Origin of the sequence: Arthrobacter sp. CJ23 (genome assembly GCF_024741795.1) — a bacterium.
Taxonomy (GTDB): domain Bacteria; phylum Actinomycetota; class Actinomycetes; order Actinomycetales; family Micrococcaceae; genus Arthrobacter.
The window spans coordinates 4112991-4139893 of the sequence record NZ_CP102950.1; the positions used below are offsets into that span (position 1 = coordinate 4112991).

Here is a 26903-nt window from a genome sequence, read left to right on the forward strand (position 1 = left end):
TAAGCCGAACGCGGGATCATCCTGAATTGAGAGAGCACCGCTCTCTAACCCTGAACTTCCGAAAGAGAGCACACCATGCCCACCATGTACATTGTCACCGGAGCCGGCCCCGTCGGCTGGACCGTTGCCGAGCAGCTCGCCGAACAGGGCCACGAGGTCCGCATCCTCACCCGCTCGGGATCCGGCCCGGAGCATCCCCGTATTGAACGCCGCAGGACCGACGTCTCGGACCCTGCGCAGCTCAGCGGGGCCTTCGCCGGCGCCGCCGCCGTGTTCCACTGCATCCATGGCTCGGCCTACTCCGCCAAGGCCTGGCGCGCCGAACTCCCCCGGGCCGAGCAGGCGGTGATGGATGCAGCGGCGGCCGCGCGCGCCGTCGTCGTCTTTCCCGAAAGCCTCTACTCCTACAGCGAGCCGGACCGGACCATGACCGAAAGCAGCCCGCGGGAGGCAAGCGGCGGCAAGCGCGGTGTCCGCACCGAACTGCTCCGTGCCCGCGGGGCGCACGCCGCCGACACCGTCAGCGTGGTGGCAGGCGACTTCTTCGGGCCGCGGGTGCTGATGGCGCACGCCGGGGAACGGCTCGTCCCGCGGATCCTCGAGGGCAAGGCAGTCCAGGCTGTGGGAAGCGCCACGCAGCCCCACGCCTTTACCTATGTCCCGGACCTGGCCGCCGCCATGGTCAAGGCTGCGCAGCTACCGGGGCTCTGGAACCAGGTGCTGCATGCACCCAGCGGCGCGCCGCTCACCATGCGGGAATTGGCTACGGCTCTCGCCAGCTCAGCGGGCAAGCCCGCCCCGAAAGTCGGCGCCATCCCCGGCTGGCTAATGCGGGCGACGGGGCTGTTTTCCGCGGACATGCGCGAACTCGCGGAGTTGCTGTACCAGTTCGAGCGGCCCTTCGTGATGGACTCCTCGGCCAGCCAGGAGAAACTCGGGCTGGAACCGACGCCGCTGGACGAAGCCGCCGCCGCGACCGTGGGGTGGTGGCTGGAGCGGGAACCCGCAACGGCGCACTGAGCGCCCGTTGCGTTGGGCGGCGCCGCGGGACCCTGGCACGGCCGGCGTCGACGGCGGGACAATGGCAGCATGGTCAGCTTCACCGCGACGGTGCATTTTAGGGGACCAAATCCCTGCGTCGATGTTCCCGTCAGGGTCAGTGAAGAGCTTCAGCCCTTCGCGGCAAGCGGACGCATCCGGGTCACCGGACGGCTTGACGGCGTTGAGTTCAACGCGACGCTGATGCCGGTCAAGCCCAGCGGCCATGTCCTGTACGTACCCGGAGGGCTGCGGGCCGCGTCCGGCGTGAAAGTGGGTGATACCGCCACCCTGGACATCCTGCCACTGGCGCCGCACCAGGCCAGGCCGCCCGAAGATTTGGCCTCGGCCCTGAACGATGCTGCCGGGGCCCGGCAGGCATGGGACCGGCTTCCCGCCGCGCACCGGCGCGAACTCATCCGGTTCCTTGAAGATGCGCGGACGCCAGGCACGCGGGCGCACAGGATCGAACAGACTGTGGCCCAGTCCCTCGGCAGGGATGTGCCGCCGCCCAGCCCCCGCGCCAAGCGGGCGTTGTGGACATGCCCATCGTGCGGCCGCAAGTTTGTCACGCCGAACATGTACCACTCCTGCCAGCAGCACTCGCTCGACGATCCGTTCCGCAGCAAGCCGGACCACGTCCGCCAACTCTTCGATCTGGTCCGCCACGCGATCGAATCCATCGGCCCGGTCATCCTGGTGCCCCACCAGGACCGAGTCGCCTTCATGGTCCGGGTCCGGTTCGCCGGGGCCGTGCCCAGGAAGCGCTGGCTCGACGTGGAGTTCTGGCTGACACGCCGCGTGGAATCCGAGAGGTTCCACAGAATCGAAACCCTGACGCCGCGCACTCACATCCACACGGTCCGGCTCCTGGACCCCTCGGACGTTGACGGCGAACTTGAAGGCTGGCTGCGCGAGGCCTATGCGGTGGGGCGCCAGGACGTCACGTCCCCCGTCTCCAGCCCTAATCATCAATCGAATGGAGTTATTCCTGAGGCCCCAGTGACTCGCAGGCCGGTGCGGGAGTAATCTAGAGCACATCGGCTCTAGTGGACCACCTTGGACTGGGGTGTCACCGTGGGATTTGTACGTTCATCGTTGACCGAGCTGCTCGGAGTGCTGTCCGACGCCGTGTCCCCTGAGCGTGTCCGTTTCGACGACGGTTCCGCCGGCACCTCGGAGACCGGCCCTGCCGATCCCGCACCCGGGACCCCGGAACCCGGGACCCCTGAGGCACCCGTCACCGTCCATGCCGTCGCCCTGAACAGGGTGGGCAGGTCCCGCCGGGAGGGTCCCGTGCTGGACCTGGAGCTGAGGGTCGCCGTCGAATGCCACGGCCCCAAGCAGCTGGACAACATGGAGAAACTGCTGCTGGCCGTGGAACGCAACAGCCAGTATTCGGTGGTGTCCAGCGGCGAATTCCAGCCCGGCGAATACGAACCGAATGTCCGCCAGGGCCTGGGCTTCCTGGTCCGCATCCCCGTGGCCCTGCGCTTCGACGAGCCCTCCGGCCCGCCCGTGCTCGAGCCGCTGATCGCCACCACCGTCACAGCCCGGCGCCTCCACGGCCGGCTGGTGGACGTCCACAACAAGGGCATCCCCGATGCCTACATCCGCGCCCATTCGTCCGCCACCGCCGTCGTGAGCGACGCCACCGGTCACTTCGAGGTCCTGGCCTCGGCGGACGAAATCCAGCATTTTGCCGTGGCAGTCCGCGGCACCGAACGTGAAGTCTCGGCCAGCACCAGCAGCCTCCCGGTCATCATCCGGTGGGAATGAAAAGGAGCGCACCATGGCGAACTATCAGGCGCCCGGAGTCTATGTACAGGAAGTGCCCAGCGGCGCCCGTTCAATCGGACAGGTCAGCACCAGCATCGCCGGGTTCGTGGGCGTCGCCCCGGACCCGCTCGCCCATCGGGACGAGGTCCGTGTCCTGGACAACTGGACCCAGTTCGTGGACCAGTACGTGGGCAAGGCCACCGCGGGCACGCCGTTGTCCAACGCCGTCTTCGGCTTCTTCGCCAACGGCGGCAGCCGCTGCTACGTGGTCAACATCGGCACTGGCGGCAGCCTCACCGGAACCGCCGCCAAACCGACGGGCCTGACCCTGTTCGAGGCGGTGGACGACATCTCCATGGTCGCCGCGCCGGGGTACGCCGACGCCGAGGCCTACGCCGCGCTGCAGGCCCACGTGGAGCATCCCCTCCGCCAGGACCGCATGGCGATCATGGACACGGTGGAAAAAGTGGACGACGTCGGGGCCCTCACCCGCGCGGCCACTTCCGGTCTGCCGGGCAAGCCCGAACCCGCGAAGCCCGAGCCAGCCAAGCCGGACGCCGACGGTTCCGGAACGGAAGAGCCCGACGCCGGGCCCCGCCCGACGCCGTCTGCCCACCCCGCCAGCACTTCGGCCGCCGCCGTCGGGGCCGGGGTCGGCGAGGACGCGATCGGCGCGCCCCAGTCGCCGGGCGGCTACACTGCCCTGTATTTCCCGTGGATCGTAATGACGGACCCTGTCTCCGGCAAGAAGGTGACCCAGCCGCCGTCGGGCCACATCGCCGGGGTGTGGGCCCGGACGGACGCGACACGCGGTGTCCACAAGGCACCCGCCAACGAACCCATCCAGGGCGCCCTCGACCTGGTGCGGCGCGTCAGCCGCGGCGAGCAGGAGGTCCTGAACCCGGCCGGTGTGAACTGCATCCGCTACTTCCCGGGCGAGGGCATCCGCATCTGGGGCGCTCGCACCAAGGCGCCGGAAGCCAGCGAATACCGCTACGTCAACGTCCGCCGGCTGACCAACATGATCAAGGAATCCGTGGCGGACGGCACGCGCTGGGTGGTGTTCGAGCCCAACGACCACACCTTGTGGAAGTCCATCCGCCGCGACATCGGAGCGTTCCTCACCAATGTGTGGCGGGACGGAGCCCTGCTGGGCACTACTCCACAGCAGGCGTTCTTCGTGAAATGCGATGAGGAAACCAACCCGCCCGAGGTCCGCGACGCCGGCCAGGTGGTCACGCTGATCGGCATCGCCCCCGTGAAACCGGCCGAATTCGTGATCTTCAAGCTCATGCAGTCGGCGGACAACACCAGCGAGACAGAGAACGCAGGAGCCTGAAATGAGCCAGCAGCCAAGCACCCCCGCCCCTGCCGCGCAGCCCGGCAACGTGGTGGATCCGTACCGCGCGTACAACTTCAAGCTCGTCATCCAGGGCGTGGTCCAGGGCCACTTCACCAAGGTGGAGGGCCTGGGCCTGAAGATCGACCGCATCCTGTACCGCTCCGGCGGGGAAAACAGCACCGTGCGCGTCATCCCGGGCCAGGTGGAATATACCCCGGTCACGCTCAAATACGGGCTCACCGATTCGACCGAGATGCTCCAGTGGCTCTTCAAGGCCGTGGACGGGCACGTGGAACGCCGCAACGTCTCCATCGCCATGCTCAACGACGCCGGTTCCGTGGAGGTACGGCGCTGGAACTTGCTGGGCGCCTGGCCCTGCGACTGGTTCGGCGCCCCGCTGGACGCCCTCGGCAAAGACCTCGCCATCGAGTCCCTGAGCATCGCCTACGACCGCCTGGAGCTCGATGATGCCCGCGCGCCCGTGGCCTGACGAGGGGCCGGGGAACGGAGGGCCGTCCGCCGAGAGGGGCACGGCGCGGTGGCGCGGCGCCGCGGCCCGGCGGCTGCGGGAGCTCGCCGAGCGGATCGACCCCCGCGGAGGCCGCGCCATCGAGGCAAGCACCGTATCTGCGGCAGACAGTGCTGACGCGCGGCCGACGACGGCACTCGGTTTGGATGTTCGAGGCCTGGACGTTTCCGGCGCACCGGAGCACTGGGCACGGTTGGTGCGCGACGCCGGACTGGCGGCACCTTTAGGCTCCCCGCCTGAGGTTCGGGCTCCGGACGCCTCGGTTCCGGACGCCCCCGCCGTCCCGGGGCACTTTGCGGCGATCTCGCACCCTGGTTCGCGGCTGTGGGCCGGAATGGCGCAGGCCCTGCCTTGGCTGCCATGGGCAAAGAGCCCCACGACGGCGGCTCCTCGTCCGGGAGATGGGCGCTTGGCGGCACCGGTTTCCACAGGCGCCGAGCAGAGTCCCTCGGTTCCCCGCCTGGTGCTGGGCCGCCGGAGGCCCCGCGTGCCCGCTGCACCCACGCCAGGACCAGCCGTGCCGAGCGAAGCACTTCCCGTTGCGAGGCCAGCTCTACGTGCCTCGCGACTCCCGGAGCACGTGGAGCAGGCCTCGCAACGGATCATTGCCAGCGCTCCAGCGGACGCACCCCGGGAGTCAGCGCAAGCAACCCCTTCTGCCTCGCCGGTGCTGCGGATCCGCCCACGCCGTGCTGCTGAGGCAAACGCAGATGTCGCCGCGTCCGGCCCTGCCCTACACACAGAACCTCCCGTTGTGAGACCTGCTCTACGTGCCTCGGAACTCCTTAGGACCGTAGAGCGGGCCTCACAACGCCATCCAAATGACTTCGCCGCAACAGCCCGCCGCGCCCCAATCCCCACTACCTCGCTTCAGCCCACCGAGGCTCCCCCAACCCCTGCGGAAGCCGCCACGCCCGCGCAAGCCGTGGGCGCCGTCGTCGTGCACCCCGAGGCGGTGCACCCTGAAGCGGTGCGCCCCGAAGCGGCACGCCCCGAACAGCACCCCCACGCCCACCCCAGCACGGTCCCGGACCGTTCCCCGTCACCACCGCTCGGCGGCATCTGGCCCGAACTCGCCCCGCGCCCAGCGCCCGGGCCGCAACAGACCCCACCGGAGCGGTTCGAGGGCGCGCTGGCCCGGGCCGCCCGGCTGAACGAGGAACGGCAGGCGGTCTGAGATGGAACGGGTCGCCTTCCTGATCGAGGACACCGGGGAACACCTCGGCTGCCTGCTCAACCCCGAGACCGTGGTGATGCAGCGGACCGCGGGCGTGGAGCCGCGGCGCTCCGCGGGCGGCAAGCTCACCGGCACCGGGCTGGCGGACGATCCTCTCCTCTTCACCGGCGGCGGCCACACCGAGCTCCGCCTGGACCTCCTGTTCGACGTCGACCTCGCGCCGGCGTCGCTCCATGTCCAGGACGTGCGGCAGATGACCCGGCCCATCTGGGCGCTCGCCGAAAACTCCGCCGAGGTGGAGCGGCAGCGCCGGCCGCCGTCGGTCCGCTTCGTGTGGGGCAGGGCCTGGAACGTCCCCGGCATCGTCACGGAGGTCGCGGAACGCTTCGACCGCTTCTCCCCCGATGGCTCGCCGTTGCGCTCGTGGATGCGGATGGTGTTCGTGCGCGTTGGCCAGGCGGCAGACGAGGAAGGCGGGGAAAACTACGAACTCGCCCAGCGCCTGCCCGCCGTGGACCTCACGGCCCCGCCGGTGGACACGCTGATGGTCAGCGGCGACGGCAGCACGGACCGGGAGGCCGGAATGCCCGACGGCGGCGAGCTGGTTCCTGAGGTCCCTCCCGCCGAGCTGGGGCGACTCTCCGTGGAGGCGTTCGGCACGCCCCTGCTGTGGAAGCTGCTGCTGGAGTACAACAACATCGACGACCCCGCCCACTTCAACGGGCCGCTGGCCGTCCCGCCGGTGGGCGAGGCACCATGAGCGGGCCGTCATGAGGCAGCTGCAGGCGTTGCCGGAACTCGTCGTCACCCTCGGGCGGCGGCGGCTCTCCGCGGCCGAAACCGCCGCCATTATCTCCGTGCAGGTCCTCAGCGTCCTCGCCCGCCCCGCCCAGTGCCTCATCAGCTGGCGCCCCGGACCAGGCAGATCGGCCGCGGCGCGCGGCGGCGTGGACCCTGCCCCCGGCGACGCCCTCCGCGTGGAACTTGGCGGGCAGCGCACTCCCCTGTTCGTGGGCGAGGTGACCGTGGTGGAGCACAGCTACGGCGCGGACCTCTCGCAGGAAGTCCGCGTCCGCGCCTACGACGCCCTGCACCGGCTCCGGAAGCGGCAGTTCACCCGGCTGCACCATGACGTTGACCTCGCGGGCCTTGCCCGCACTCTGTGCGAGGGCACCGGCCTGGAGGTGGTGGGCGGGAGTGCCCGGCTGGGCCAGGTGTACCAGTGCGCGCGCTCGGACCTCAGCCTGCTCGTGGAGCAGAGCGCCCGCGTGGGCGCCTACCCCGTGGTGCACGACGGCACCCTCCGGCTCACCGGGCTCGGCGGCGAAGGCGAACCCCTGGAGCTGGAACTCGGCACCAGCCTGCACTCGGCCGAGGTGGAACTGAGCCAGGAAACGGCCTACGCGGGCGCCGCCACCACCGGCTGGCGCGCGGACGATGCCTCCGTCCACCATGCCGCGGCGGGCAGCAGCGACGCCAAGGCCCAGGTCTCCGCGGACCCTGCCCTGGCCAGCGTGGGCGCCGGCGGCAAGCTGCTCCGGGACAACGAGGCCCTCGCGTCCACGGCGCTCGCGGACGGGCTGGCCCAGGCGGAACTGGACGTGCGGTTGGCCGGCCAGGTCACCGCCGTCTTCGTAGCCGACGGCGATCCGCGGCTCCGCGCCGGCGGCTGCGTCCGCGTGCGCGGGCTCGCCGCCTCGCTCGAGGGGACCTACACGATTGCCAGCGCCGCGCACCGCCTGGACGGCGCCGGCTACGAAACCACCCTGACCACCAACCCGCCTGCCGCCCCGCCCGAGCGGCGCCCGGACGTCTTCACCCTGGGCACGGTGGTGGACGTGGAGGATCCGGAGGGCCGCGGCCGGGCCAAGGTGCAGCTGCCGGCGTATCCGGAGCTCGAAACCGCGTGGGCGCCGGTCCTGACCACCGCGGCCGGGCCGGACAAGGGCCTGGTGGTGCCGCCCGCCCCGGGCGACACGGTGCTGGTGCTCCTGCCCGCCACGGATCCCGCCCAGGCGATCGTGCTCGGCGGCCTCTACGGTTCCGGGCAGACGCCGGACAACGCGGTGAACACGCCCCGGGACAGCCGCTACACCTTCCGCAGCGCGGATGGGCAGCAGATCGTGCTCGACGGCGGTGCCCGCACCGTCAGCCTGACGGACGGCCACGGCTCCACGGTGGAAATGGGGCCGGACAAGCTGCGGATCACGGCCGCCACGGACCTGGTCCTGGAAGCACCGGGCAAGGCCATGAAGATCCGGGCCAAGACCGTCGATTTCGAGGAGGCCTGAATGGGCACGTGGGCGCCGTGAGAATCCTGGTCAAGGAGGCCATCCTGCGCTGCGGGCACGACGGCAAGGTGGAGAACGTCCCTTCGCAGGAGTGGGTGCGGGTGGCGGAATCCCCGGTGCTGGTGGACAACGATCCGCAGGGCCAGGACATCAGCATGTGCCCCAACGTGGGCCTCAACATCAAGCCCTGCAACAAGACCCTGCCCGTCCTCAAGGGCTACTCAACGTTCATCAAAATCGGCGGCAAGGCGATCTGCCTGGACACCGTGGAAGGCTTCACGGACGGCACCCCGCCCGGCGCCGTCAAGTACACCGTGCGCCGCCCAGGCCAGGAATTCGTGGAGGCCGGGTCGTGAGCGCCGCCGGAAGCCGCAAGGAGGGATACCGTTCGCTGGCCTTCATCCATCCGGATTTCGATGCCGCCGCGGGGGTCCCCGGCCTACGGCTGAGTCCCGCAGGAAGGCTGGCCACCGTCACGGACGCCGCCTCGATCCGCCAGGCCCTGCTGCTGCTCCTGAGCACGCGGCCCGGCGAGCGCGTCAACCGCCCAACGTACGGCTGCCACCTGTTCCGGCTGGCGTTCGCACCCGCGGACGACACCACCGCCGGCCTGGCCATCCACTACGTGGCCCGCGCCGTGGAGCAGTGGGAGCACCGCATCACCATGCTGTCCCTGGACGCTTCCCGGTCTCCCGAGGACCCGGAAGTGATGGAGATCCGGCTCAAATACCGCGTCCGGACAACCCAGCTCGAGGACCAGATCGCCATCGCCCTGCCCGTTGCTTCCGGAGGTGCAGCATGAGTATCCCCGTGCCCAATCTGGACGACCGCAGCTTCGCCGAGCTGGTGGCCGGCGCGCGCGAGCGCATCCGCCAGATCGCCCCCGAATGGACCGATCTTTCCGTCCACGATCCCGGCATCACGGTCATCGAGGCCTTCGCATACCTCACGGACACGCTCATGTACCGGCTCAACCGGGTCCCGGACAAGCTGTACGCGGTCTACCTGAACCTGCTCGGCACCTCGCTGTACCCTCCCAGCACGGCGGAAACGATGCTCGAATTCAGCCGCTCGGCCGCCGGAAGCGGCGCGGCCGGCCAGGAAATCCGCATCCCGCGCGGCACCCAGGTCAGCTGCCCGCCCGGCGTCCCCGGCTCCCCCCAGCCGGTCTTCACGACGACGACGGCGGCCGTGCTGGCCGCCGGCCAGGCCAGCGTGCTGGTCCCCGCAGCCGATGTCACCCTGTACGACGCCGTGCCGATCGGCGCGGGGACCGGCCGACCCGGCCAGAGCCTGGTCATCCCGAACGCACCGATCGTGTCCGGCGCCGGACTGGCAATCGCCGTCGAGGTCCCTGCCGGGACGCGGCTCAGCAGCGGCGAAGCGGTGCTGGTGGACGGCAAGCCCTTCCGGTACTGCCGCGAGGTGGAGGCGTTCGCGGATGCCCGGCCCGGCGAGATGCCGGTGCGGATCGACCGGACCGCCGGCGTCGCGATGTTCGCCTGGTGGGACGAGGAGTCCGCAGGGTGGACGGGGGCGGTTCAGGATGCCGGCGGCCTGCCGGCTGTTCCCGGCCCGGGCGCCGAGGTCCGCGCCTGGTACCGCAGCGGAGGCGGCGAGGGCGGCAACGTGGGCGCAGGCCAGCTCACGGTCCTGCGGACACCGGTTCCGGGGGCCAAGGTCAGCAACCCCGAGGCGGCCACCGGCGGACGGGACGGCGAAACGCTGGACAACGCCCTGCGCCGCGCCCCGCAGGACTTCCAGGCCCGCGACCGGGCCGTCACGGTGCGCGACTACGAGGTCCTGGCCCGGCGGCACGGCGGAGTGGCACGTGCCCGTGCCTTCACCCGGAAGGAGCTGTGGGCGTTCGCCAGCCCCGGCGAGGTGGAGGTGGTGCTGGTGCCGTACGTGCCCGGCACCCGCACGGCAAGCGATCAGCCGCTGAGGGCCGCGGACCTCAACGCGCAAGCCCGCGAAAGCGTCCGGCTGGAAGTGGAGCAGTACCTGCGGCGCCGCTCCACCGTGGGCGCCGAGCCCGTGGTCCGCTGGGGCCTCTACAAGCAGGTGCTGGTGGACGCCCGCGTGGTGGTCCGGCCGGATGAGGATGCCGAGGCCGTGAAGTCCCGGATCGTGGGCCGCCTGGCCGGGGCCATCAGCCCGCTGGGCACGGATTCCTCCAGCTACGGCTCGGGCTTCGGCAGGCCGCTGCGGGTGTCCAACCTGTACCGGGCCATGGAGGAGGCCGAGCCGGGCGTGCAGTACGTGGACCGGGTCCGGCTGGAGGTGGACAAGGTCCCGGATAAGGATGCGATGTGCCTGGTGCAGGCCGAGGGGCAGGAGAACACCTGGTTCGTGGCGCAGGATGGCGCGCTGTTCCGCACCACCAACGCGGGCGACGGCTGGGAAGCCTGCGCGGAGTTCGGCGGGGCCGGCGAAGCATCCGGTCCGGGCGAGACGGCCGGCGAGGCAGCAGCCCCGAAGGAGACCGTGCGTTCCATCGCACCGTTCCGTTCGGCGGCGCCCGGCCGCTTCGGCCCGGAGAAGCATCCGGGCCTGGTGGCCGTCAGCACCTCCACTGCCACCGGATCCCGCATCTACATCAGCGAGGACCTGGGCGAATCGTGGCGCCGCGCCGCCGAACTGGGCTTCGTCGTCGCCGATCTCTGCTGGGTGGACCGCCAGGGCGCCCCGCTGCTGCTCCTCGCCGGAGAGCGCGGACTCTACGAGCTCTCCACCGATCCCGGCGCCATCCCCGTGCAGAACGTGGTGGACAAGGCTCAGCCGGACCGCGGCTTCTACGCCGTGGACGCGCTGGTGGACGTGCGCGGGCGCACGGGCGTGGTGGTGGCGGCCGAGGCCTCCGCCGGAGTCTGGCTCTCCCCGGACGCCGGGACCGCCGGCAGCTTCAAGCAGGTCAAGGCGGCCGGGGAAGACATCCGCTGCATGACGGTCCAGTACGACGGCGGCGCGAGCTATGTGTGGCTCGGCCGCTCGGTGCCGGAGGGCACCGGGACGGGCTGCCTTCGCCTGAAGATCGACGAACTCGCCCGCACCCAGTTCGATGCCGCATTCATGAATTCCTGGGAGCAGTTCAGCACCGGGTGGACCGGGGGCAGCTGCTGGGGCGTACACGTGATGGGCAATGCCGCCTACGCCGCCACACAGAGCGGCGGCGTGCTGCGGCTGCAGCTGGGGCAGGCCTCCGCGCAGTGGAGCGTGCCGGACGTGAACTGCAATTTGCCGCTGCGGGACCGGACCCGCTTCGAGCCGGTGCGCTCGGTGTCCGGCGCGCTGGCCCCGGACGGCGGCGTCCTGGTCCTTGCGGCCGGTACCAAGGGCATCTACCGCAGCCGTGACAACACCGCGAACTGGGAGAGCTGCACGCGCCGCGTGGTGGACGACGTGGTGACCTTGCCGGACACCTGGCTGTTCTGCTCGGGCGAGCACCGGATCGAGGTGGTGCACGGCAATGGCTGAGACCCCGAAACTGCTGGGGGTGCTGCCCGAGGTCTTCCAGGTGGCGGCCGATACCAGCGCGCCGCTGCAGGCCCTGCTCGCCGTGGCCGAGGACCTGCACGCGCCCGTCCGCGGCATCTTGGACCGCATCCACACCGTTCCGGACCCCGGCCGCTCGCCGTCGTCGCTCATTCCCTTCCTGTCACGCTGGGTGGACCTGGACTGGCTGACCCTCCCCGGCCCGGACGCTGCCGGGAGCGCCGCCGCGGGCGTACCGGTCTCCCGGCAGCGCGACCTCATCGCCTGCGCCGCGCAGCTGTCCGCCCGGCGCGGCACCGTGGACGGGCTCACCCGCTTCCTGCACCTGGCCACCGGCGTCCCGGGGTTCGGCGTCGAGTCCGTCCCGGGCGCCTTCCACATCAAGGTGACCGTCCCGGCCCCGGCTGCCGGGCAGCTGGACCTGGTGCGGCGGATCGTGAAGGGCATCAAACCGGCGCACGTCACCGATGAGATCGAGGTGGGGGCCGGGTGAACGAGGAAAACCGCAAGCCCATCATCATCGTGGTCATCTGCGGTGTGATCGCCATCCTGGTGCTGGTGTTCGGCGTCAGCTGCGGAGGGGGCAACGACGACGCTGCCGCGGACTGGCAGGACGGCTTCTCGGAGGCGGCCAAGGGCGGGCGGCTCACCGGCGCGGACCTGTCCACATCCGGGGGCTCGTGCTCGGCGTCGCAACTGCAGTTGGTGGTCGCCGGAAGCTGCACTTTCGTGGTGAAGGAGTTCGGCGGACTGTTCTCCTTCGGCACGCCCACCAAACGCGCCCGACTGGCCCCGCAGCAGAACGTCACCGTCACCCTGTTCGTGGAGGGCACCCGGGCGGAGCAGGATGTCGAGGCAGGCGACACCGTGGACGTGACTTTCGGTACCTCCGGCGGGCAGCTGGGCATCACCTGCGGCACCGTGGGGAACTGCGTCCTGAAGCTTTCGGAAGCAGGAGGCTGAGATGACCGCCATCAGCATGACGCTCAGTTCCCCGGACGTGGAACTGAAAGACGGCAAGGGATCCTTGACAGCATCCGTGTCCAATTTGGGCGCGGCCCCGCAGCGCGTGGTGCTGGGTGCGTTTCCGGCCCAGGCCACCGTGCCTCCGTCGCCCACATATGCAAGCATCGAGGACCCGCTCAGGACCCTGGCCGCCGGCGCCACCGAGCAGTACCTGGTCAGCTTCGACACCGCCGGCGCCGCGGCCGGAAGCTACTTCGTGAAGCTGATCGCCTACTCGGCCGACGACGCCCCGGAGGACTACGCGGACCAGGCCCATGTGCTCACCCTGGTGGTGCCGGCCGACACCGTTCCGCCCGCACCCCGGCGTGGTTTCCCGTGGCTGTGGGTCATCATCGGCGGCGTGGTGCTGCTTGCCGCCGTCGGCACCGTCCTGTGGTTCCTGCTGCGCGGCGGCGTCCCGGACGTGAAGGGCAAACAGCAGGACCAGGCCATTGCGATCCTGCTGGACGCCGGCTACGCGGTGTCCAGCGCCAAGGTCGAGAGCCCGGAACCACCCGGGACCGTGCTCAGCCAGAGCCCTGCGGCCGGCAGCCGCGCCGATCCCGGCTCCATCATCAGTCTGGAGGTCTCCGCCCCGGACACCGTGCTGGTGCCCAATGTGGTGGGGCTGCGTCAGGAGGAGGCCAGCCAGGTCCTGCAGAACCTGGGCTTGGCCGTGGACATCGAGATCGTGTCCAGCTTCGAGCGCCCCGGAACCGTCATCCTGCAGACCCCGCCCCAAGGCAGCCGCGTGGCACCCGGCACCCGTGTGACCCTCCAAATCGCCGTGATCCTAGGAGTTGTTGTGAAATGACCAGCATCACCATGACCCTGAGTTCGCCGGACGTGGACCTGAAGGACGGCAAGGGCTCGCTCACCGCTTCCGTCACCAACGGCTCCGACGCGCCCGAACGGGTGGTGCTCGGGGCGTTCCCGGCGCCCAGCACGCCGCCGACGCCTCCCGTCACCACCATCGCCAACCCGCTGCGGGTCATCGCCGGCAAAGCCATGGAACAGTACGTGGTCAGCTTCGACACCACGGGCGCGGCGGCGGGCAGCTACCCGGTGAAGCTCATCGCCTATTCGGCCGACGACGCCCCGGAGGACTACGCGGACCAGGCCCACGTGGTCACCCTGGTGGTGCCTAAGGCCGAGGACCCCAAGCCCACGCCGGGTTTTCCCTGGCTGTGGGTGATCATCGGCGGCGTAGTGCTACTGGCCGTCATCGGCGGGGTCCTGTGGTTCCTGTTCAAGGACGCCACGGTCCCCTCTACGGAAGGTCGGCCGCAGGCCGAAGCCGTGCAGATGCTCAAGGACGCCGGTTTCGGGGTTAGCACCACGGAAACGGAGAGCGCGCAGACTGCCGGGACGGTCGTCAAGCAAGTGCCCGACGGCGGCACAGCCGCCGGGCGCGGGTCCACCGTGCAGTTGGAAATCGCCGTGCCCGTGAAGAGCACCGTGCCGGAGATGATCGGATCCACCATCGAGACCGCGAAGTCCAAGGCAGCGGCTGCCAAGATCACCCTGGACCTCAGCCAGGGGTCCACCTGCACCTCGTCCGGCGGGCTGTTCCAGCGCTGCGTGGTGGTGGGCGCCACGCGGGAGGCCGGGGAGAAGGTCCAGCCCAACACCCTGGTCCTGGTCAAGACGGAACAGCGGGACATCGGCATCTTCGTGGACCCCAAGCAGAACATGTGCAAGATCGGCCCGGACATCTGCAATACCAAGCTAGGTTTTTGAGCGCTGGAGTTCCAGCCCGGCACGGCCAATGTCCGCGGCACGGCCAATGTGGGCGAGGAGAGCCATGCCATGAAAAGATCAACCATGCGTCCGATGCAGCACTCCAGCAAACTCCAGAACGTCCGCTATGAACTCCGCGGTCCCATCCTCCAGGCGGCCAAGGCCATGGAGGCCGAGGGGCACCGGATCCTGAAGATGAACCTCGGGGACACGGCACCGTTCGGGCTGGAGGCGCCGGAGTCCGTGGTGGTGGACATGATCCACCACCTGCGCGGCGCCCAGGGATACAGCGATTCCAAGGGCATCTTCTCCGCCCGGACGGCCATCTCGCAGTACTACCAGACGCGCGGCCTGATGAATATCGGCGTCGAGGATGTGTTCATCGGCAACGGCGTCAGCGAGCTGATCTCCATGACGCTGCAGGCGTTCATGGAAAACGGCGACGAGATCCTCATCCCGGCCCCGGACTACCCGCTGTGGACGGCGGCGGTCACCCTCACCGGTGGCAACGCCGTGCACTACCTCTGCAATGAGGACGAGAACTGGTGGCCGGACATGGCCGACGTCGAGGCCAAGATCACCAAGCGCACCCGCGGCATCGTCATCATCAACCCGAACAACCCCACGGGCGCCGTTTACCCGCGGCACATCCTGGAGCAGTTCGCCGCGCTCGCCCGCAAGCACAACCTGGTGCTGTTCTCGGACGAGATCTACGAGAAGATCCGCTACGTCGATGCCCCGCACATCCACACGGCCGCGGTGGCGGACGACATCTGCGTGCTGACGTTCAGCGGCCTGTCCAAGGCCTACCGCATGCCCGGCTACCGGGCCGGCTGGGTGGCCGTTACGGGTCCGCTCGCGGCGACGGCGGCCTACCGGGAGTCCCTGGAGCTGCTGGCGTCGCTGCGGCTCTGCGCCAACGTCCCCGCTCAGCATGCCATCCAGACCTGCCTGGGCGGCTACCAGAGCATCGAAGAACTCATCCGGCCCGGCGGCAGGCTGCGCAACCAGCGGGACCTCGCGTGGAAGCTGCTCACCGCCATCCCCGGCGTGAGCTGCGTTCCGGCGGCCGGTGCCATGTACCTGTTTCCGCGGCTGGACCCGGAGGTCTACCCGATCGCCAGCGACGAGAAGTTCGTCGTGGAGCTGCTGCAGGAACAGAAAATCCTGGTGTCGCACGGCACCGCGTTCAACTGGCCCACGCCGGACCACTTCCGTTTCGTGATCCTGCCGGCCGTGGAGGACATTGAGGAAGCCGTGCGCAGGATCGCCATGTTCCTGGCGGCGTACCGGAACCGCTGAGCGCGGCCTCCCTGGACCACCCGTCAGCTAGCCGTCCGGCTGCCTCGGCGCCGCCACCAGCGCTCCACGGCCCCCATGACGCGCGTGGCAAGGGCCCAGTAGCCGACGCCGACCGCCAAGGAAACAGCGACGGCCACGCCCTTTCCTGCTTGCTCGAACAACGGATAGACGAGCCAGTGCGTGACGTAGGCGTAGAGCGAAGAACTGGCCAGTACGGCCACTAGCTTGTGCAGTCTCCGCGGTACCAGCAGGGTCGGCACCCAGACAAGCACCAGGAAGCCGGCCAGGATGGTGGCGTTGCGGTATTCGTCGTCGAAGAGCCCCGGGATGGCCAGGAATGCCAGAGCCGTGACGACGGCCCGATGCCACAGGGTTGCAGAGGCAGCCGCCGCCCAGCCCAGTGCGAATAGCCACAGAACAGGGCCCTGCCCCGGAAACGGAAGGTCCACAACATGGAAACGGACCAGCAGGTCGGCGGCCACGAGGGCGAGCGGGAAGGCCCACGGCCACCTTCGCTGGGCACGGTCCACGGCGGGTATGGCCAAGAGGGCCGCGACGCCGATCAGAATGTGGACCAGCACCTCCACGAACCAGAAGCGGGAGAAGTCGCTCCACCCCGGCGGACCGAGGACGGCGTTCAGCAGGAATACATTGGCCCAGCTGTAGGTATCGGTCACAGCGAACGCAAAGCCGATCACGGCGACGCTTGGCACGACGATCCGGGCGAGCGTCCGCACGTGCCTCCGCAGCCGTTCCCGGCGCGCTCCAGACAATTGGAAGCGGGCGAAGTTGTAGCCGGCGAGGGCCATCAGCACGTGTGCCGTGCCCTCCCATGAAAACCACCCGATGTGCGTGGAAATGATGAAAACGATGGAAACGGCCCGCAGCACGATTCCGGCCTCCATCGGCGCCAGCAGCCGGCGGCGCCACGACCGGAACCGGCCGCCGGCACGGCCATCCGAAAAGCCTCCGGGAACGTCTCCAGTGGGGCCGCCCCGCACGGTACGGGGAACCAGCTCGGCGACCGGCATGAGATGCCAGCCAGCCGGAACCTCCCCGAGGAAGCGCTCCAGCCGGACCGAGGCAGCAACATAGGACAGCGAGTCGCCGCCCAAGGAAACAAAGGTATCGGAATCCTGAACGTCTTCCCGCTCCAGGACATCGGCGAAAATCCGCCGGGCATCATCGCATTGAGAGCCAGCGGCGGAGCCGGGCGTACCGCCGTCGTCGTCACGTTCGGCGTGCAGGTCCAGGACGGCCGGGTAATCCGGCTTTCCGTTGCCCAGGCGCGGGATCGCCTGCACACCGTGAAGCTGGACCGCGGCACGCGGAAGGCCGAGGTCCTGCGCAAGTGTCTTGGCAAGCAAGGAAAGGTCGTGGGTGCCTTCAACCGCGGCCACAATGCGATCATCGGTGCCCGCCACGGCCCCGGACACGCCCAGCCCGTCCAGGAGCCGCTCCACCTGGCCCAGGTCCACGCGCAACCCGACGATTTTCACAAAGCGGCTGCGCCGCCCCACTATTTCATAGAGCCCGTCGTCGGTGCGCCGCGCAAGATCTCCGGTGTGGAGTTCTTCCACGACGCGCCCCAGTGCCAGGTCTTCGGGCCGCTCGGCATAACCAAGCATCACGTTGGGCCCGGAGTAGACGAGTTCGCAGTCATCCAGGCCAGGAACCGGTTCAAGCCGGAACTCGCCACCGGGAACCGGAACGCCAATGGCCTGCGGATGCTCGGACGCCAGGTCCGGAGGCAGGTAGGCCATCCGGGCGGTGGCTTCCGTCTGCCCGTACATGACGAACAGGTCCCAGCCACGACGGGTTCCCAATTCCGCATACGAACGCACGCGCTCGGGATCCAGGCGGCCGCCCGCTTGCGTGATGTACCGCAGGCTCGGCAGCTCCATGTCCGCAAACCTCGCGCGTCCCAGGAGCTCGAAGGTGTATGGCACGGCCGCGAAGGAAGTCACTTCTTGTGCACGTACGAGGTCCCAAAAGCACGGATCCACTACTGACAGATCCGTAAGGGCGAGCGAGGCACCTACCGACAGGTGGCTGTTGACGACCGACATCCCGTAGCAGTAGGACAGTGGAAGTGTGGTGGCCGCCGTATCCTCGGGACGCAAATGCAGGTACTGGGCTATTGCGGCCGCGTTGGCCTGGATGCCGTCAGCGGAGAGGCGCACGAGTTTTGGTGAGCCCGTTGACCCTGATGTACTCACGAGCATCGCCAGTTCGGGATGCAGCTGGTGGCGGGTCCCTTCGCGCCGGCAGTCCATCACAGCATTACCGTCCGCAAGGCGGACAACGACGTCGGGATCGTAGGCGGCAACAAGGGCTGCGGAGGCCGGGCTTCCCCCCGGAGGCAGGATCAGCAAGGGATGCCCTGCCGCCAGCGCTGCCAGGTACACCCGTAGGGACGGCAGGGTGTTGTCCGCCTCCAGTGCTACGAGCCGGCGAACAGGCCCCAGGGAACGGGCAATGGATTCCACCTGGCCAGCAAGCTCGCGATAGCTCGCTGAACCACCGTTGAAGCGAATTGCGGTCCGGCCTCCGAACCTCGCCAGATCGGTGGCGAAGGAAATACCGGCCAAGTCTGGCTGTATGGTCACCGCCTCAACGATAGAAGGTAAAGCTAACCTAACTCAAATTCGTGACGCACCTCGGCACATCGTCCATGCTGAAGGCCTCCCTCCGGACAGTTGAACTGGTCCGGGGGGAGGCCTTCAGCCAATGGCGGCCTTTCGCTCAGGGGCGGGTCAGAAAGGATTCGACCTTGCCGGGGTCCCGTTCGATGACGGACTCCAGGACGGTGTCGATCCGGTCCATGAGATCCGCCTCCAGCTTCACGCCCACCGCGGTGGCATTGTCCACCAGCTGTTCCGGACGCGAGGCCCCCACGATGGCGGCGGAGACGTTGCTGTTCTGCAGCACCCAGGCCAGCGCGAGGGCCGCCATGGACAGGCCCGCTTCCGCCGCAAGGGGCTTGAGCTGCTGGACTCGGGTCAGGACGTCGTCGCTGAGGTAGCGGTGGTCGGTTTTGAGCTCGCCGTTGTCGGTGGTGAACCGGGAGTCGGCCGGACCGGCCTGGCCTGGCACGTATTTGCCGGTGAGCACGCCCTGGGCCATGGGGGACCAGCAGATCTGGCCAAGTCCCAGCTCCTCGCTGACGGGAACGATTTCTTCCTCGATGACGCGCCACAGCATGGAGTACTGCGGCTGGTTGGAGATCAGGTGGATGCCCAGTTCCTTGGCCAGCTTGGCGCCGGCACGGATTTCGTCCGCCGTCCATTCGGATACACCGATATAGAGTGCCTTGCCGGCACGGACAATGTCCGCGAAAGCCTGCATGGTTTCTTCGAGCGGGGTTTCATAGTCGTAGCGGTGGGCCTGGTAGAGGTCCACGTAGTCCGTCTGGAGGCGGCGCAGGGAACCGTTGATGGACTCCATCACGTGCTTGCGGGACAGGCCGCGGTCGTTCTTCCCCGCCTGGCCGGTGGGGAAATAGACCTTGGTGAAGATCTCAAGGCCTTCGCGGCGGACGCCCTTGAGTGCTTCGCCGAGGGCGGTCTCGGCTTTGGTTGCGGCGTAGGCGTCGGCGGTGTCGAAGGTGGTGATGCCCAGGTCCAGGGCCTGGCGCACGCAGGCGGTTGCGGCCTCCTGGTTGATCTGCTCGCCGTGCGTGACCCAGTTGCCGTACGCAAGTTCACTGATGTACATGCCGGATGCGCCGAGTTTGCGGTATTCCATGTGCTGCTTCCTTCGGGGTGGCTGACTAATTGACGGTGTCGCGGTGGGACGTTTTGGTGCGCAGGGGCCGCGGGGGCGCGGTGCTGCCCCGGATGACCAGGGTGGCCGGGATGGTCAGGGCCGGGGGCGCAGAACCTGGGGAGCTGAGGGCCGCGAGCAGGAGCTGCGCCGCCTGGCTGCCTTGGTGGCTGACGGCATGGTCCATGGTGGTGAGATCCAGGAACTCGGCCAGTTCGTGGTTGTCGAATCCCACCACGGACATGTCCTCGGGAACACTGATCCCTGCTCTGCGGAGAGCGCGGAGGGCGCCAAAAGCCATTTCATCGGATGCCACAAACACCGCCGTCGGCGGGGTCGCGGAACACAGCAGCTGTGCCATCGCCGCAGTGCCCCCGGCGATCGTGTTTTCCCCGAGGACCTCATCGTCAGGGGACGCAGACAGCCCGGCCTCGGCGAGGGCGTCCCGGTATCCGAGGAGCCGCTGGGCGGGCGGGACACCGCCCAAAGTGCTGCCGGCCACCTCCTGGATCCCGATGAAGGCGATCCGTTCGTGCCCCAGGTTCAGGAGATGACGAACGGCCGAGCGGCCAGCCCCCCTGTCCCGGACCTGGATCCCCGGGATGCCCGGCTGCGCGGAGCCCAGCATGGCCACAGGCAGCCCCTGGGCGCCCAGTTTGGCCAGCTCTTCAGGAGTTGCTTGCAATGCGAGAATGAGCACGCCGTCGGCCCGGCCCTGGAGCTTGGGCGCATCAAAAAACCGCTCCCGCGTTGCATCGTCCGCCAATTCGTACAGCAGGACGTCGTAGCCGGCCTCACGCAGGACGCCGCCCGCGGCGGCCAGGACCTGGCCAAAAAACCACTTGGACAGGCTGGGGGTTAGAACTGCCACGGTTCCCGTCTTGCCGGTGGCAAGACGGGAACCGGCCAAGGACGGCACATATCCCAACTCACGGGCGATCCTTTGCACGCGCTTGCGTGTTTCCACAGAGATGCCAGGGACGTCCCGGAGAGCGCGGGAGACCGTGGAAACCGAGACACCAGCGATCTCGGCAACCGTGCCCACAGAAGTCGTCATGACACCAAGGTAGCCACTGCCACGTCATTTTCGCAAGCGCTTGCGAAGCGGCCGGCGAACAGTGCCTAGTCCCCCGCGGACCCGCTCACGCGCAGGGCGTTGATGACGGCCGGAATGGACGTGATCAGCATGATCACGGCCCAGACGAGTGCCACCACCACCGTGATGAGCGCCCAGAACTGGTCGCCGATGGACACCAGCGGGCCGGGCAGGAAGTCGTGGATCAAACCCAGGATGAGCTGCAGCAGCACCGAGACCAGGAGCAGGACCACCAGGCCGGTGACCTTCAGGAACTTGGGCTGGCTCAGGATCAGCAGCACCACGAACACGATCTTCAGCAGGAGCAGGAGTCCCAGAATCGCGGCCGCCTGTCCCGTCGGGAAGCTGCCCCACAGGGCCAGGTAGGCGATGGTCCCGAACGGGGCGGCCACGAACAGGCCGAACATCAGGAACAGCTTGGCCAGGGCCAGCAGGGCCGTGAAGAATGCCGCAAGGACCCACAGGAACGTCACGATCAGCGTGGTGATGCCCTGGACCCGCCCGTACGTGCGCAGATCGATGACCAGGCTCAGGCCAAGCATTACCACGGTGAACAGCAGCAGCCCGTCAAGGAACGCGAGGAAGCCGATGCCTGCGCCGGGCGGCGCGGCGTCGGCGCCTTGGGTGTTGAGGAAGACTTCCGGCGGGACACCGAGCTTCCCGGCCTCGGCCAGCGAGACGGGCTCGACGGCGGTTCCGCCGAGCAGGAGGGACATGCCGATTTCGGCCAGCACCACGATGGCGAAGACAATGACGGCCGCAATGAAGAACGGGCGGCGCAGTGCGTCCGGGGATGCTTCCCTGCCGAGACCTTCAGGAATTGACCACGCTGCGGCCATGGCTCAATTGTGGCAGAGCGGGTTTCAAATACAAGCGCCCGGCCCACACGGCGGCGGCTCCCAGACCGGCCGGCACCAGCAGCGCCCAGCCGCTGAACAGCAGCACCACCACCATCACCACGGCGGCCACGATCACCCCGTACCAGGCGGGCGTCCCGCGCCGCAGCAGCCGTACCCCGGCGGCGAGGCCGAACGCGGTCACGGCAGTGAAGCAGGCCGAGGCCGCCCCGATCTGGAACTCCATGCTGAGCAGGCCCAGGGCCGCGGCGGCGAAGGACAGGGAGGTCATGGCCGCCAGACCCGCCAGGCTCACGGACGGCACCTCGCCCGGTGCGGCGCCGCGCGCGAAAGCCCGCGGCAGCACGCCGTCGGACGCCAGACGGGCACCAAGCTTGCTGGCTCCCGCCACGAAAGTGTTGAGCGGGCCGAAGGTCAGCACGGCTGCCGCGACGGCGGTGACTGGCGCCGCCGCCGGGCCCAGCCCCTTGGCGAGCAGCTCGGCGACGGGCACGGAACTTCCTGCCAGGCCGGGTCCCAGCACGGCCACGCACGCTGCCACCAAGCCGATGTAGACCACGCCGACGACGACGAGCGTCAGCCAGGTGGCGCGCTTGAGGTCGCGTTCGGGATGCCGGAATTCGCCGGCGAGGTGGGTCACGGCTTCCCAGCCGGCGAAGCAGAAGAACAGGAGGCTCGCCGCCCCACCCACCGCCCAGTAGCCGTTCGGAGCGAAGGGGACGAAATTCTCCGCGCGCCCGTACGGCGCGGACACTGCGACGGCCGCCGCCAGCAGCGCCACGAGAAGGACCATGAGGAGCAGCTGGAGCCTGCTGGAGATGTGGATGCCGACGGCGTTGCTCGCGAAGCCTGCGGCGAGGATCAGCCCGGCCGCGATGAGCGCCGTCTCCCGGCCGCCGCCCATGGCGTGGGCGATGTATTCGCCGCCGATCACAGCCGTCGCGGGCGCCCCAAAGGGGATGGCGAAGTAGAAGAGGTAGCCGGCCACCACCGAGGCGCGGCGTCCGAAGGCCCGGGTCACGAACGTCGCGATGCCGCCGGCGTCGGGCTGTTGGCGGCTCATTTCAGCGAAGCTGAACGCCACCGGGGTGCAGAAGACCAGCAGCAGCGCCCAGGCCAGGAGCGATGCCGGACCGGCGGCCTGCGCGGCGATGGCCGGAAGCACCAGCACCCCGGATCCGAGAATTGCTCCGACGTAGATCCCGGTCGCCCGGAACAAACCCAGGCCCGGTTTACTGATTGCTTCGCTCACCCTTCAACTGAACACCGTGCGGCGTCCGGGCGGCAGCAGCGAAACCGCCGGATGGCGGCGATATCCTGCCGAATCTTCGGGGCCGCTCCGCCCGCCCGGAACCAGTTAGCTGCTGGCGCCGGAAGCCACCACCCCGAGTCCCAGGGCCGCGATGATCCCGCTGCTGGTGCGCTCGACGACGGTGCTCACTTTGGGGCGCTTCAACCACCGCATCGCCTTGAACGCGACGACGGCCACGATCGAGAGGTACGCGAACGCAATCACCGCCACCACGACGCCGAGGATGAGGGACGTGCCCATCGTGTCGCCGCCGTGCGGGATGAACTGCGGCACCACGGCGAGGTAGAACAGGCCCACCTTGGGGTTGAGCAGCGTGGACAGCGCCCCGGCCCCCAACGCGGAAAGCCTGCTGTACGGAAGCGGCGTATCCGGACCGGTGCCGTCGATGCCGGCTTTGGCGGCCTTCCGGGACTTGATGAACGAGGAAATGCCGAGGTACAGCAAGTACAGGCCGCCCGCGATCTTGAGCCAGCGGAACAGTTCAGCGGACTGTTCCAGGAGCGCGGCCAGGCCGATGCCTACCAGGGCGGCCCACACGATGGCGGCGCCGGCCGAACCCGCGGCCGCGGCAATTCCCGCACTGGGCCGGTTCAACGCGATGCGCAGCACCAGGAACGTGTCCGGACCGGGGGTCACGGACAGGATGAGGCAGAGTCCGGCGAAGGCAATCAAGGAAGCAAGAGTCACAGCTCCGATTATCCGGTACGGCTGCGGCTCCCGGAAAGCGCCCGATTTCCGTCAAAGGACCGGGCTCCATCTTTGGAGGCAGGATCCGCCAAAATCCGACGCCCTGGGGGTAGCGTTTCCCTATGAACGCGCAGAAGCCTGAAGATGTCTACACCCACGGGCACCACGAGTCGGTTGTCCGGGCCCACGCCTCACGGACCGCCGAGAACTCCGCGGCGTTCGTTTTGCCCCATCTCACCGCCGGGACGTCAGTGCTCGACGTCGGGTGCGGGCCGGGCAGCATCACCTGCGATTTCGCGGAGCTCGTGGCGCCGGCACAGGTCATCGGACTGGACCGTTCCGCCGAAGTCCTGGCCCAGGCCACGGCCCTGGCCGCCGAGCGCGGGGTGGCCAACGTGGAGTTCCGCACCGGAAACATCTACGATCTCGACTTCGAGGACGAGACCTTCGACCTGGTCCACGCCCACCAGGTCCTGCAGCACCTCACCGATCCCGTGGCGGCTCTGCGCGAAATGCGCCGCGTGGCCAAGCCCGGGGCGATCGTGGCCGTGCGCGACGCCGACTTCCACGGCATGAGCTGGTACCCGGCCGTCCCGGAACTCGATGACTGGATGGAGCTGTACCAGAAGATCGCGCGCCGCAACGGGGCCGAGCCCGACGCCGGCCGTCGCCTGGTGTCCTGGGCGCAGCAGGCCGGTTTTGCCCAGGTGGCGCCCACCAGCAGCAACTGGCTCTACGCCACGGCGCAGCAAAGGGCCTGGCAGTCCCGGGTGTGGAGCGAGCGGGTGCTGCACTCGGCCTTCGCCGAACAGGCCCTCGAATACGGCTTCGCGAACGAGGCCGACCTCGCCAGGATCGCCGCTGGCTGGCACCGCTGGGGCGCCACGGACGACGGCTTCTTCCTCATTCCCAACGGGGAGGTCATCGCCCGGGCCTGAGCGTGCCTTCCTGCCCGCCCTCCCAAAAAAGTTCCGTCGACCATGTAGAAAACCCCGCCGCAGTTCCGACCCATGAGTGAAAGCACCCAAACAGGGCGCCCCTCCTAAGGAGTTCGAGATGAAATACATGATCATGATGTTCGGTTCGGCCGAGGGCATGATGGAGACCGCCGACCCGGAGTGGGTCAAGGAAATGATCGGGTTCATGATCCAGATCGACAAGGATCTGCGCGATTCCGGCGAGCTCGTCTTCAACGCCGGCCTGGCCGACGGCAGCACCGCCAAGCTCGTCAAGCAGACCCCCGACGGCGTGATCACCACGGACGGGCCCTACGCCGAGTCGAAGGAATCGCTGATCGGCTACTGGGTGGTGGACGTGGCCAGCGAGGAACGTGCCGTGGAGATCTGCTCCAGCATCGTCAAGTACTCGCAGGTGGTGGAGCTGCGCGCCATCCCGGACGGGCCGCCGGAGGTCTAGCCATGCTTGCCCGAGCCGCTTGACCGCGGCACCACAGCTCGAGGACCTGCTGCGCACGCTCGCGCCGCAGGTCCTTGGCGTGCTGGCACGCCGGCATGGCCAGTTCGACGCCTGCGAGGACGCCGTCCAGGAAGCGCTGCTGGAGGCCGCCCTGCAGTGGCCCGCGGCCGGCGTTCCGGAGAACCCGAGGGCCTGGCTGCTGGCGGTGGCATCCCGGCGGCTCGTGGACGAGTGGCGCAGCGAGAGTGCCCGGCGCACCCGGGAGGAACGGGCCGTGGCGCTGGAACCTGCGCCGCTTGGAGCGCCCGACGACGGGTGGTCACCCGATGCCGGAGCCCCGCCTGACTCCGATGACACGCTCACCCTCCTGTTCCTCTGCTGTCATCCGGCTTTGTCTGCACCATCCCAGCTTGCACTGACATTGCGGGCGGTGGGCGGGCTGACCACGGCGGAAATCGCCAGCGCCTTCCTGGTCCCGGAAGCCACCATGGGCCAGCGCATCAGCCGCGCCAAGCAGAACATCAAGAAGGCCGGAGCCCGCTTCGAACTGCCGGAAAGGGACGAGCGCAAGGCGCGGCTCGGCGTCGTGCTTCACGTCCTGTACCTGATCTTCAACGAAGGCTACGCCGCGAGTTCGGGGCCGTCGCTGCAGCGCGAAGAGCTGACGGCGGAGGCGATCCGGCTGGCCCGCCTGCTGCACGGGCTGCTGCCGGCCGAGCACGAAGCGGCCGGGCTGCTCGCCCTCATGCTCCTCACGGATTCACGCCGTCCGGCCCGGGCGCTGGCGGACGGAACGCTGGTGCCCCTGGCCGAACAGGACCGCGGCCTGTGGAACCGGGAGCAGCTCGAGGAAGGCCTGGCCCTGCTGGCCGCAACGCTGGGCCGCGGCCCCGCTGGTCCCTATCAGCTGCAGGCCGCCATCGCTGCGGTGCACTCGGAGGCCGCCACGGCGGAAGACACCGACTGGCCCCAGATCCTGGCGCTCTACACGGTGCTTGAGGCCCTCGCCCCCAACCCTGTGGTCACCCTGAACCGCGCGGTGGCGCTGGCCATGGTGGAAGGACCCTCGGCTGGCCTTGAGCTGCTGGCCGGACTCGACGCCGGGCTGGCCCAGACCCACAGGCTCGACGCCGTCCGCGGGCACCTGCTGGAAATGGCCGGGGATCCGGCGGGTGCCCGGGCCTCGTTCATGGCCGCGGCGAAGAAGACGGGCAGCCTGCAGGAGCGGCAATATTTGATAGGGAAAGCGTCCAAATTGGGGCCGTTGTCCACATAGCGAAAGTGGTCTCTGCCGGCAGCGGGGTGCCGTCTCTAGGCTCGTTTCATGAGTTACTACTACGCAGACGAGCCTCCCCCCTTCTACTCGGCGGAGCCTTACTTCGCGGAGGTTGACCAAGTAGACTTGGTCAACATGGGGCAATACAACGTCCAAGATGCCAAGACCCGCCTTTCCGAGCTCCTCAACAAGGTTGAGCGCGGCGAGGATGTGGTGATCGCGAAGGCCGGGCGGCCTGTCGCCCGGCTTGTCAAGGTTGAGCGGCCTACCAAACGGCGCCTCGGATTCGTCAAGGGCCGGCTCCCGGAAGACTTCCTCGAGCCCATGGGTGAGGAGGACCTTGCACAATGGGAAGGACCGCTTACCTCCTCGACACCCATGTCCTAGCCTGGGCACTCACCGAACCACGGAAGCTCTCGGCCAGGGCCCGCCGCGTCATCCAGTCGCTGGACCACCACCTGGTGGCGTCGGCGGCCACTGCCTACGAGCTCGGCTACAAGCACCGGCTGGGGCGGCTTCCCGAGCTGGATGGCCTTCTTCTGGGGTATTCCCGCCACATCGCCGAACTCTGCAATGAAGAACTGTCCATCAATGGAGCGCATGCACTGACCGCGGGGCAGCTCGATTGGGAGCACCGGGATCCCTTCGACAGGATGATCGCGTCCCAGGCCATAGTCGAGTCGATGGTGATCATCACCGCGGACCCGGTGTTTCACGAGTTCCCGTTGGTGGAGGCTCTTTGGTAGCTGGCTGGAACGTGGCGCTGCCCGAGCTTCGTTGCCGGTAGCAGGCGCGG

At 68.7% G+C, this 26903-nt stretch carries 27 protein-coding genes; 21 read left to right on the forward strand and 6 right to left on the reverse strand.

Annotated elements, in window-relative coordinates:
- Nucleotides 1-84 precede the first annotated feature (84 nt).
- The 16 genes from NVV90_RS18560 to NVV90_RS18635 all read left to right on the forward strand — a co-directional run bounded on the left by NVV90_RS18560 (nt 85) and on the right by NVV90_RS18635 (nt 15698).
- Nucleotides 85-1020 carry an NAD-dependent epimerase/dehydratase family protein gene (locus NVV90_RS18560; protein WP_258441234.1) on the forward strand — a complete coding sequence of 312 codons (936 nt, stop codon included), beginning with the start codon at nt 85-87 and terminating at the stop codon, nt 1018-1020.
- A gap of 69 nt (nt 1021-1089) precedes the next feature.
- On the forward strand, nt 1090-2067 hold the full coding sequence (locus NVV90_RS18565; protein ID WP_258438713.1) for a YdeI/OmpD-associated family protein: 978 nt from the start codon (nt 1090-1092) through the stop codon (nt 2065-2067).
- Nucleotides 2068-2115: 48 nt separating this feature from the next.
- A complete protein-coding gene (locus tag NVV90_RS18570) occupies nt 2116-2817 on the forward strand; it encodes a hypothetical protein (protein WP_258438714.1) in 702 nt (233 codons plus the stop codon).
- Nucleotides 2818-2830: 13 nt separating this feature from the next.
- Nucleotides 2831-4156 carry a phage tail sheath subtilisin-like domain-containing protein gene (locus NVV90_RS18575; RefSeq protein WP_258438715.1) on the forward strand — a complete coding sequence of 442 codons (1326 nt, stop codon included), beginning with the start codon at nt 2831-2833 and terminating at the stop codon, nt 4154-4156.
- A 1-nt stretch (nt 4157) separates the two neighbouring features.
- On the forward strand, nt 4158-4649 hold the full coding sequence (locus NVV90_RS18580; RefSeq protein ID WP_258438716.1) for a phage tail protein: 492 nt from the start codon (nt 4158-4160) through the stop codon (nt 4647-4649).
- Between the two features lie 1009 nt (nt 4650-5658).
- Nucleotides 5659-5865 carry a hypothetical protein gene (locus NVV90_RS18585; RefSeq protein ID WP_258438717.1) on the forward strand — a complete coding sequence of 69 codons (207 nt, stop codon included), beginning with the start codon at nt 5659-5661 and terminating at the stop codon, nt 5863-5865.
- Between the two features lies 1 nt (nt 5866).
- The gene (locus tag NVV90_RS18590) at nt 5867-6625 is read left to right on the forward strand and encodes a hypothetical protein (RefSeq protein WP_258438718.1); all 759 of its coding nucleotides are present in this window, start codon (nt 5867-5869) and stop codon (nt 6623-6625) included.
- 10 nt (nt 6626-6635) lie between these two features.
- On the forward strand, nt 6636-8156 hold the full coding sequence (locus NVV90_RS18595; RefSeq protein WP_258438719.1) for a phage baseplate assembly protein V: 1521 nt from the start codon (nt 6636-6638) through the stop codon (nt 8154-8156).
- 8 nt (nt 8157-8164) lie between these two features.
- On the forward strand, nt 8165-8512 hold the full coding sequence (locus NVV90_RS18600; RefSeq protein WP_258438720.1) for a hypothetical protein: 348 nt from the start codon (nt 8165-8167) through the stop codon (nt 8510-8512).
- Complete coding sequence (locus tag NVV90_RS18605) at nt 8509-8958, forward strand: GPW/gp25 family protein (RefSeq protein WP_258438721.1); 450 nt, start codon at nt 8509-8511, stop codon at nt 8956-8958. The genes NVV90_RS18600 and NVV90_RS18605 overlap by 4 nt, the downstream gene beginning before the upstream one ends.
- Nucleotides 8955-11633 carry a baseplate J/gp47 family protein gene (locus tag NVV90_RS18610; RefSeq protein ID WP_258438722.1) on the forward strand — a complete coding sequence of 893 codons (2679 nt, stop codon included), beginning with the start codon at nt 8955-8957 and terminating at the stop codon, nt 11631-11633. Before NVV90_RS18605 ends, NVV90_RS18610 begins: the two co-directional genes overlap by 4 nt.
- On the forward strand, nt 11626-12144 hold the full coding sequence (locus tag NVV90_RS18615; RefSeq protein ID WP_258438723.1) for a phage tail protein: 519 nt from the start codon (nt 11626-11628) through the stop codon (nt 12142-12144). The genes NVV90_RS18610 and NVV90_RS18615 overlap by 8 nt, the downstream gene beginning before the upstream one ends.
- Complete coding sequence (locus NVV90_RS18620; protein WP_258438724.1) at nt 12141-12614, forward strand: hypothetical protein; 474 nt, start codon at nt 12141-12143, stop codon at nt 12612-12614. Before NVV90_RS18615 ends, NVV90_RS18620 begins: the two co-directional genes overlap by 4 nt.
- A gap of 1 nt (nt 12615) precedes the next feature.
- The gene (locus NVV90_RS18625) at nt 12616-13470 is read left to right on the forward strand and encodes a PASTA domain-containing protein (protein WP_258438725.1); all 855 of its coding nucleotides are present in this window, start codon (nt 12616-12618) and stop codon (nt 13468-13470) included.
- Nucleotides 13467-14396, forward strand: a complete 930-nt coding sequence (locus NVV90_RS18630) for a PASTA domain-containing protein (RefSeq protein ID WP_258438726.1) — start codon at nt 13467-13469, stop codon at nt 14394-14396. Before NVV90_RS18625 ends, NVV90_RS18630 begins: the two co-directional genes overlap by 4 nt.
- Nucleotides 14397-14480: 84 nt before the next feature.
- Nucleotides 14481-15698 (forward strand): pyridoxal phosphate-dependent aminotransferase, encoded by a 1218-nt coding sequence (locus NVV90_RS18635; RefSeq protein ID WP_258441235.1) that lies wholly within the window; start codon nt 14481-14483, stop codon nt 15696-15698.
- A gap of 23 nt (nt 15699-15721) precedes the next feature.
- On the opposite strand, the gene NVV90_RS18640 is transcribed toward NVV90_RS18635, so the two are convergent.
- From NVV90_RS18640 to NVV90_RS18665, 6 genes are all read right to left on the reverse strand, one after another.
- A complete protein-coding gene (locus NVV90_RS18640) occupies nt 15722-18307 on the reverse strand; it encodes a non-ribosomal peptide synthetase (protein ID WP_258438727.1) in 2586 nt (861 codons plus the stop codon).
- A 136-nt stretch (nt 18308-18443) separates the two neighbouring features.
- Nucleotides 18444-19445 carry an aldo/keto reductase family protein gene (locus tag NVV90_RS18645; protein WP_258438728.1) on the reverse strand — a complete coding sequence of 334 codons (1002 nt, stop codon included), beginning with the start codon at nt 19443-19445 and terminating at the stop codon, nt 18444-18446.
- Between the two features lie 25 nt (nt 19446-19470).
- Complete coding sequence (locus tag NVV90_RS18650) at nt 19471-20520, reverse strand: LacI family DNA-binding transcriptional regulator (RefSeq protein WP_258438729.1); 1050 nt, start codon at nt 20518-20520, stop codon at nt 19471-19473.
- 65 nt (nt 20521-20585) lie between these two features.
- Nucleotides 20586-21398, reverse strand: coding sequence for a hypothetical protein (locus NVV90_RS18655; protein WP_258438730.1), 813 nt, complete (start codon nt 21396-21398; stop codon nt 20586-20588).
- Nucleotides 21373-22668 (reverse strand): APC family permease, encoded by a 1296-nt coding sequence (locus NVV90_RS18660; RefSeq protein WP_258438731.1) that lies wholly within the window; start codon nt 22666-22668, stop codon nt 21373-21375. Before NVV90_RS18660 ends, NVV90_RS18655 begins: the two co-directional genes overlap by 26 nt.
- Nucleotides 22669-22773: 105 nt before the next feature.
- Complete coding sequence (locus tag NVV90_RS18665; RefSeq protein ID WP_258438732.1) at nt 22774-23415, reverse strand: LysE family translocator; 642 nt, start codon at nt 23413-23415, stop codon at nt 22774-22776.
- Nucleotides 23416-23537: 122 nt separating this feature from the next.
- Between NVV90_RS18665 and NVV90_RS18670 the strand changes: the two genes are divergently transcribed.
- From NVV90_RS18670 to NVV90_RS18690, 5 genes are all read left to right on the forward strand, one after another.
- Complete coding sequence (locus NVV90_RS18670; RefSeq protein ID WP_258438733.1) at nt 23538-24353, forward strand: class I SAM-dependent methyltransferase; 816 nt, start codon at nt 23538-23540, stop codon at nt 24351-24353.
- A gap of 118 nt (nt 24354-24471) precedes the next feature.
- Nucleotides 24472-24831 carry a YciI family protein gene (locus NVV90_RS18675; RefSeq protein ID WP_216926769.1) on the forward strand — a complete coding sequence of 120 codons (360 nt, stop codon included), beginning with the start codon at nt 24472-24474 and terminating at the stop codon, nt 24829-24831.
- Between the two features lie 19 nt (nt 24832-24850).
- Nucleotides 24851-26107, forward strand: a complete 1257-nt coding sequence (locus tag NVV90_RS18680; RefSeq protein WP_258438734.1) for an RNA polymerase sigma factor — start codon at nt 24851-24853, stop codon at nt 26105-26107.
- A gap of 48 nt (nt 26108-26155) precedes the next feature.
- Complete coding sequence (locus NVV90_RS18685; RefSeq protein ID WP_258438735.1) at nt 26156-26494, forward strand: type II toxin-antitoxin system Phd/YefM family antitoxin; 339 nt, start codon at nt 26156-26158, stop codon at nt 26492-26494.
- Nucleotides 26455-26853 (forward strand): type II toxin-antitoxin system VapC family toxin, encoded by a 399-nt coding sequence (locus NVV90_RS18690; protein WP_258438736.1) that lies wholly within the window; start codon nt 26455-26457, stop codon nt 26851-26853. Before NVV90_RS18685 ends, NVV90_RS18690 begins: the two co-directional genes overlap by 40 nt.
- Nucleotides 26854-26903 lie beyond the last annotated feature (50 nt).

What these genes read in the sequence shown, in the direction of transcription:
- NVV90_RS18560 (WP_258441234.1), top strand. Translation starts at nt 85, where the DNA reads ATGTACATTGTCACCGGAGCCGGCCCCGTCGGCTGGACCGTTGCCGAG.
- NVV90_RS18565 (WP_258438713.1), top strand. Translation starts at nt 1,090, where the DNA reads ATGGTCAGCTTCACCGCGACGGTGCATTTTAGGGGACCAAATCCCTGC.
- NVV90_RS18575 (WP_258438715.1), top strand. Translation starts at nt 2,831, where the DNA reads ATGGCGAACTATCAGGCGCCCGGAGTCTATGTACAGGAAGTGCCCAGC.
- NVV90_RS18580 (WP_258438716.1), top strand. Translation starts at nt 4,158, where the DNA reads ATGAGCCAGCAGCCAAGCACCCCCGCCCCTGCCGCGCAGCCCGGCAAC.
- NVV90_RS18590 (WP_258438718.1), top strand. Translation starts at nt 5,867, where the DNA reads ATGGAACGGGTCGCCTTCCTGATCGAGGACACCGGGGAACACCTCGGC.
- NVV90_RS18595 (WP_258438719.1), top strand. Translation starts at nt 6,636, where the DNA reads ATGAGGCAGCTGCAGGCGTTGCCGGAACTCGTCGTCACCCTCGGGCGG.
- NVV90_RS18610 (WP_258438722.1), top strand. Translation starts at nt 8,955, where the DNA reads ATGAGTATCCCCGTGCCCAATCTGGACGACCGCAGCTTCGCCGAGCTG.
- NVV90_RS18615 (WP_258438723.1), top strand. Translation starts at nt 11,626, where the DNA reads ATGGCTGAGACCCCGAAACTGCTGGGGGTGCTGCCCGAGGTCTTCCAG.
- NVV90_RS18625 (WP_258438725.1), top strand. Translation starts at nt 12,616, where the DNA reads ATGACCGCCATCAGCATGACGCTCAGTTCCCCGGACGTGGAACTGAAA.
- NVV90_RS18630 (WP_258438726.1), top strand. Translation starts at nt 13,467, where the DNA reads ATGACCAGCATCACCATGACCCTGAGTTCGCCGGACGTGGACCTGAAG.
- NVV90_RS18635 (WP_258441235.1), top strand. Translation starts at nt 14,481, where the DNA reads ATGCGTCCGATGCAGCACTCCAGCAAACTCCAGAACGTCCGCTATGAA.
- NVV90_RS18645 (WP_258438728.1), bottom strand. Translation starts at nt 19,445, where the DNA reads ATGGAATACCGCAAACTCGGCGCATCCGGCATGTACATCAGTGAACTT.
- NVV90_RS18650 (WP_258438729.1), bottom strand. Translation starts at nt 20,520, where the DNA reads ATGACGACTTCTGTGGGCACGGTTGCCGAGATCGCTGGTGTCTCGGTT.
- NVV90_RS18655 (WP_258438730.1), bottom strand. Translation starts at nt 21,398, where the DNA reads ATGGCCGCAGCGTGGTCAATTCCTGAAGGTCTCGGCAGGGAAGCATCC.
- NVV90_RS18670 (WP_258438733.1), top strand. Translation starts at nt 23,538, where the DNA reads ATGAACGCGCAGAAGCCTGAAGATGTCTACACCCACGGGCACCACGAG.
- NVV90_RS18675 (WP_216926769.1), top strand. Translation starts at nt 24,472, where the DNA reads ATGAAATACATGATCATGATGTTCGGTTCGGCCGAGGGCATGATGGAG.
- NVV90_RS18685 (WP_258438735.1), top strand. Translation starts at nt 26,156, where the DNA reads ATGAGTTACTACTACGCAGACGAGCCTCCCCCCTTCTACTCGGCGGAG.
- NVV90_RS18690 (WP_258438736.1), top strand. Translation starts at nt 26,455, where the DNA reads ATGGGAAGGACCGCTTACCTCCTCGACACCCATGTCCTAGCCTGGGCA.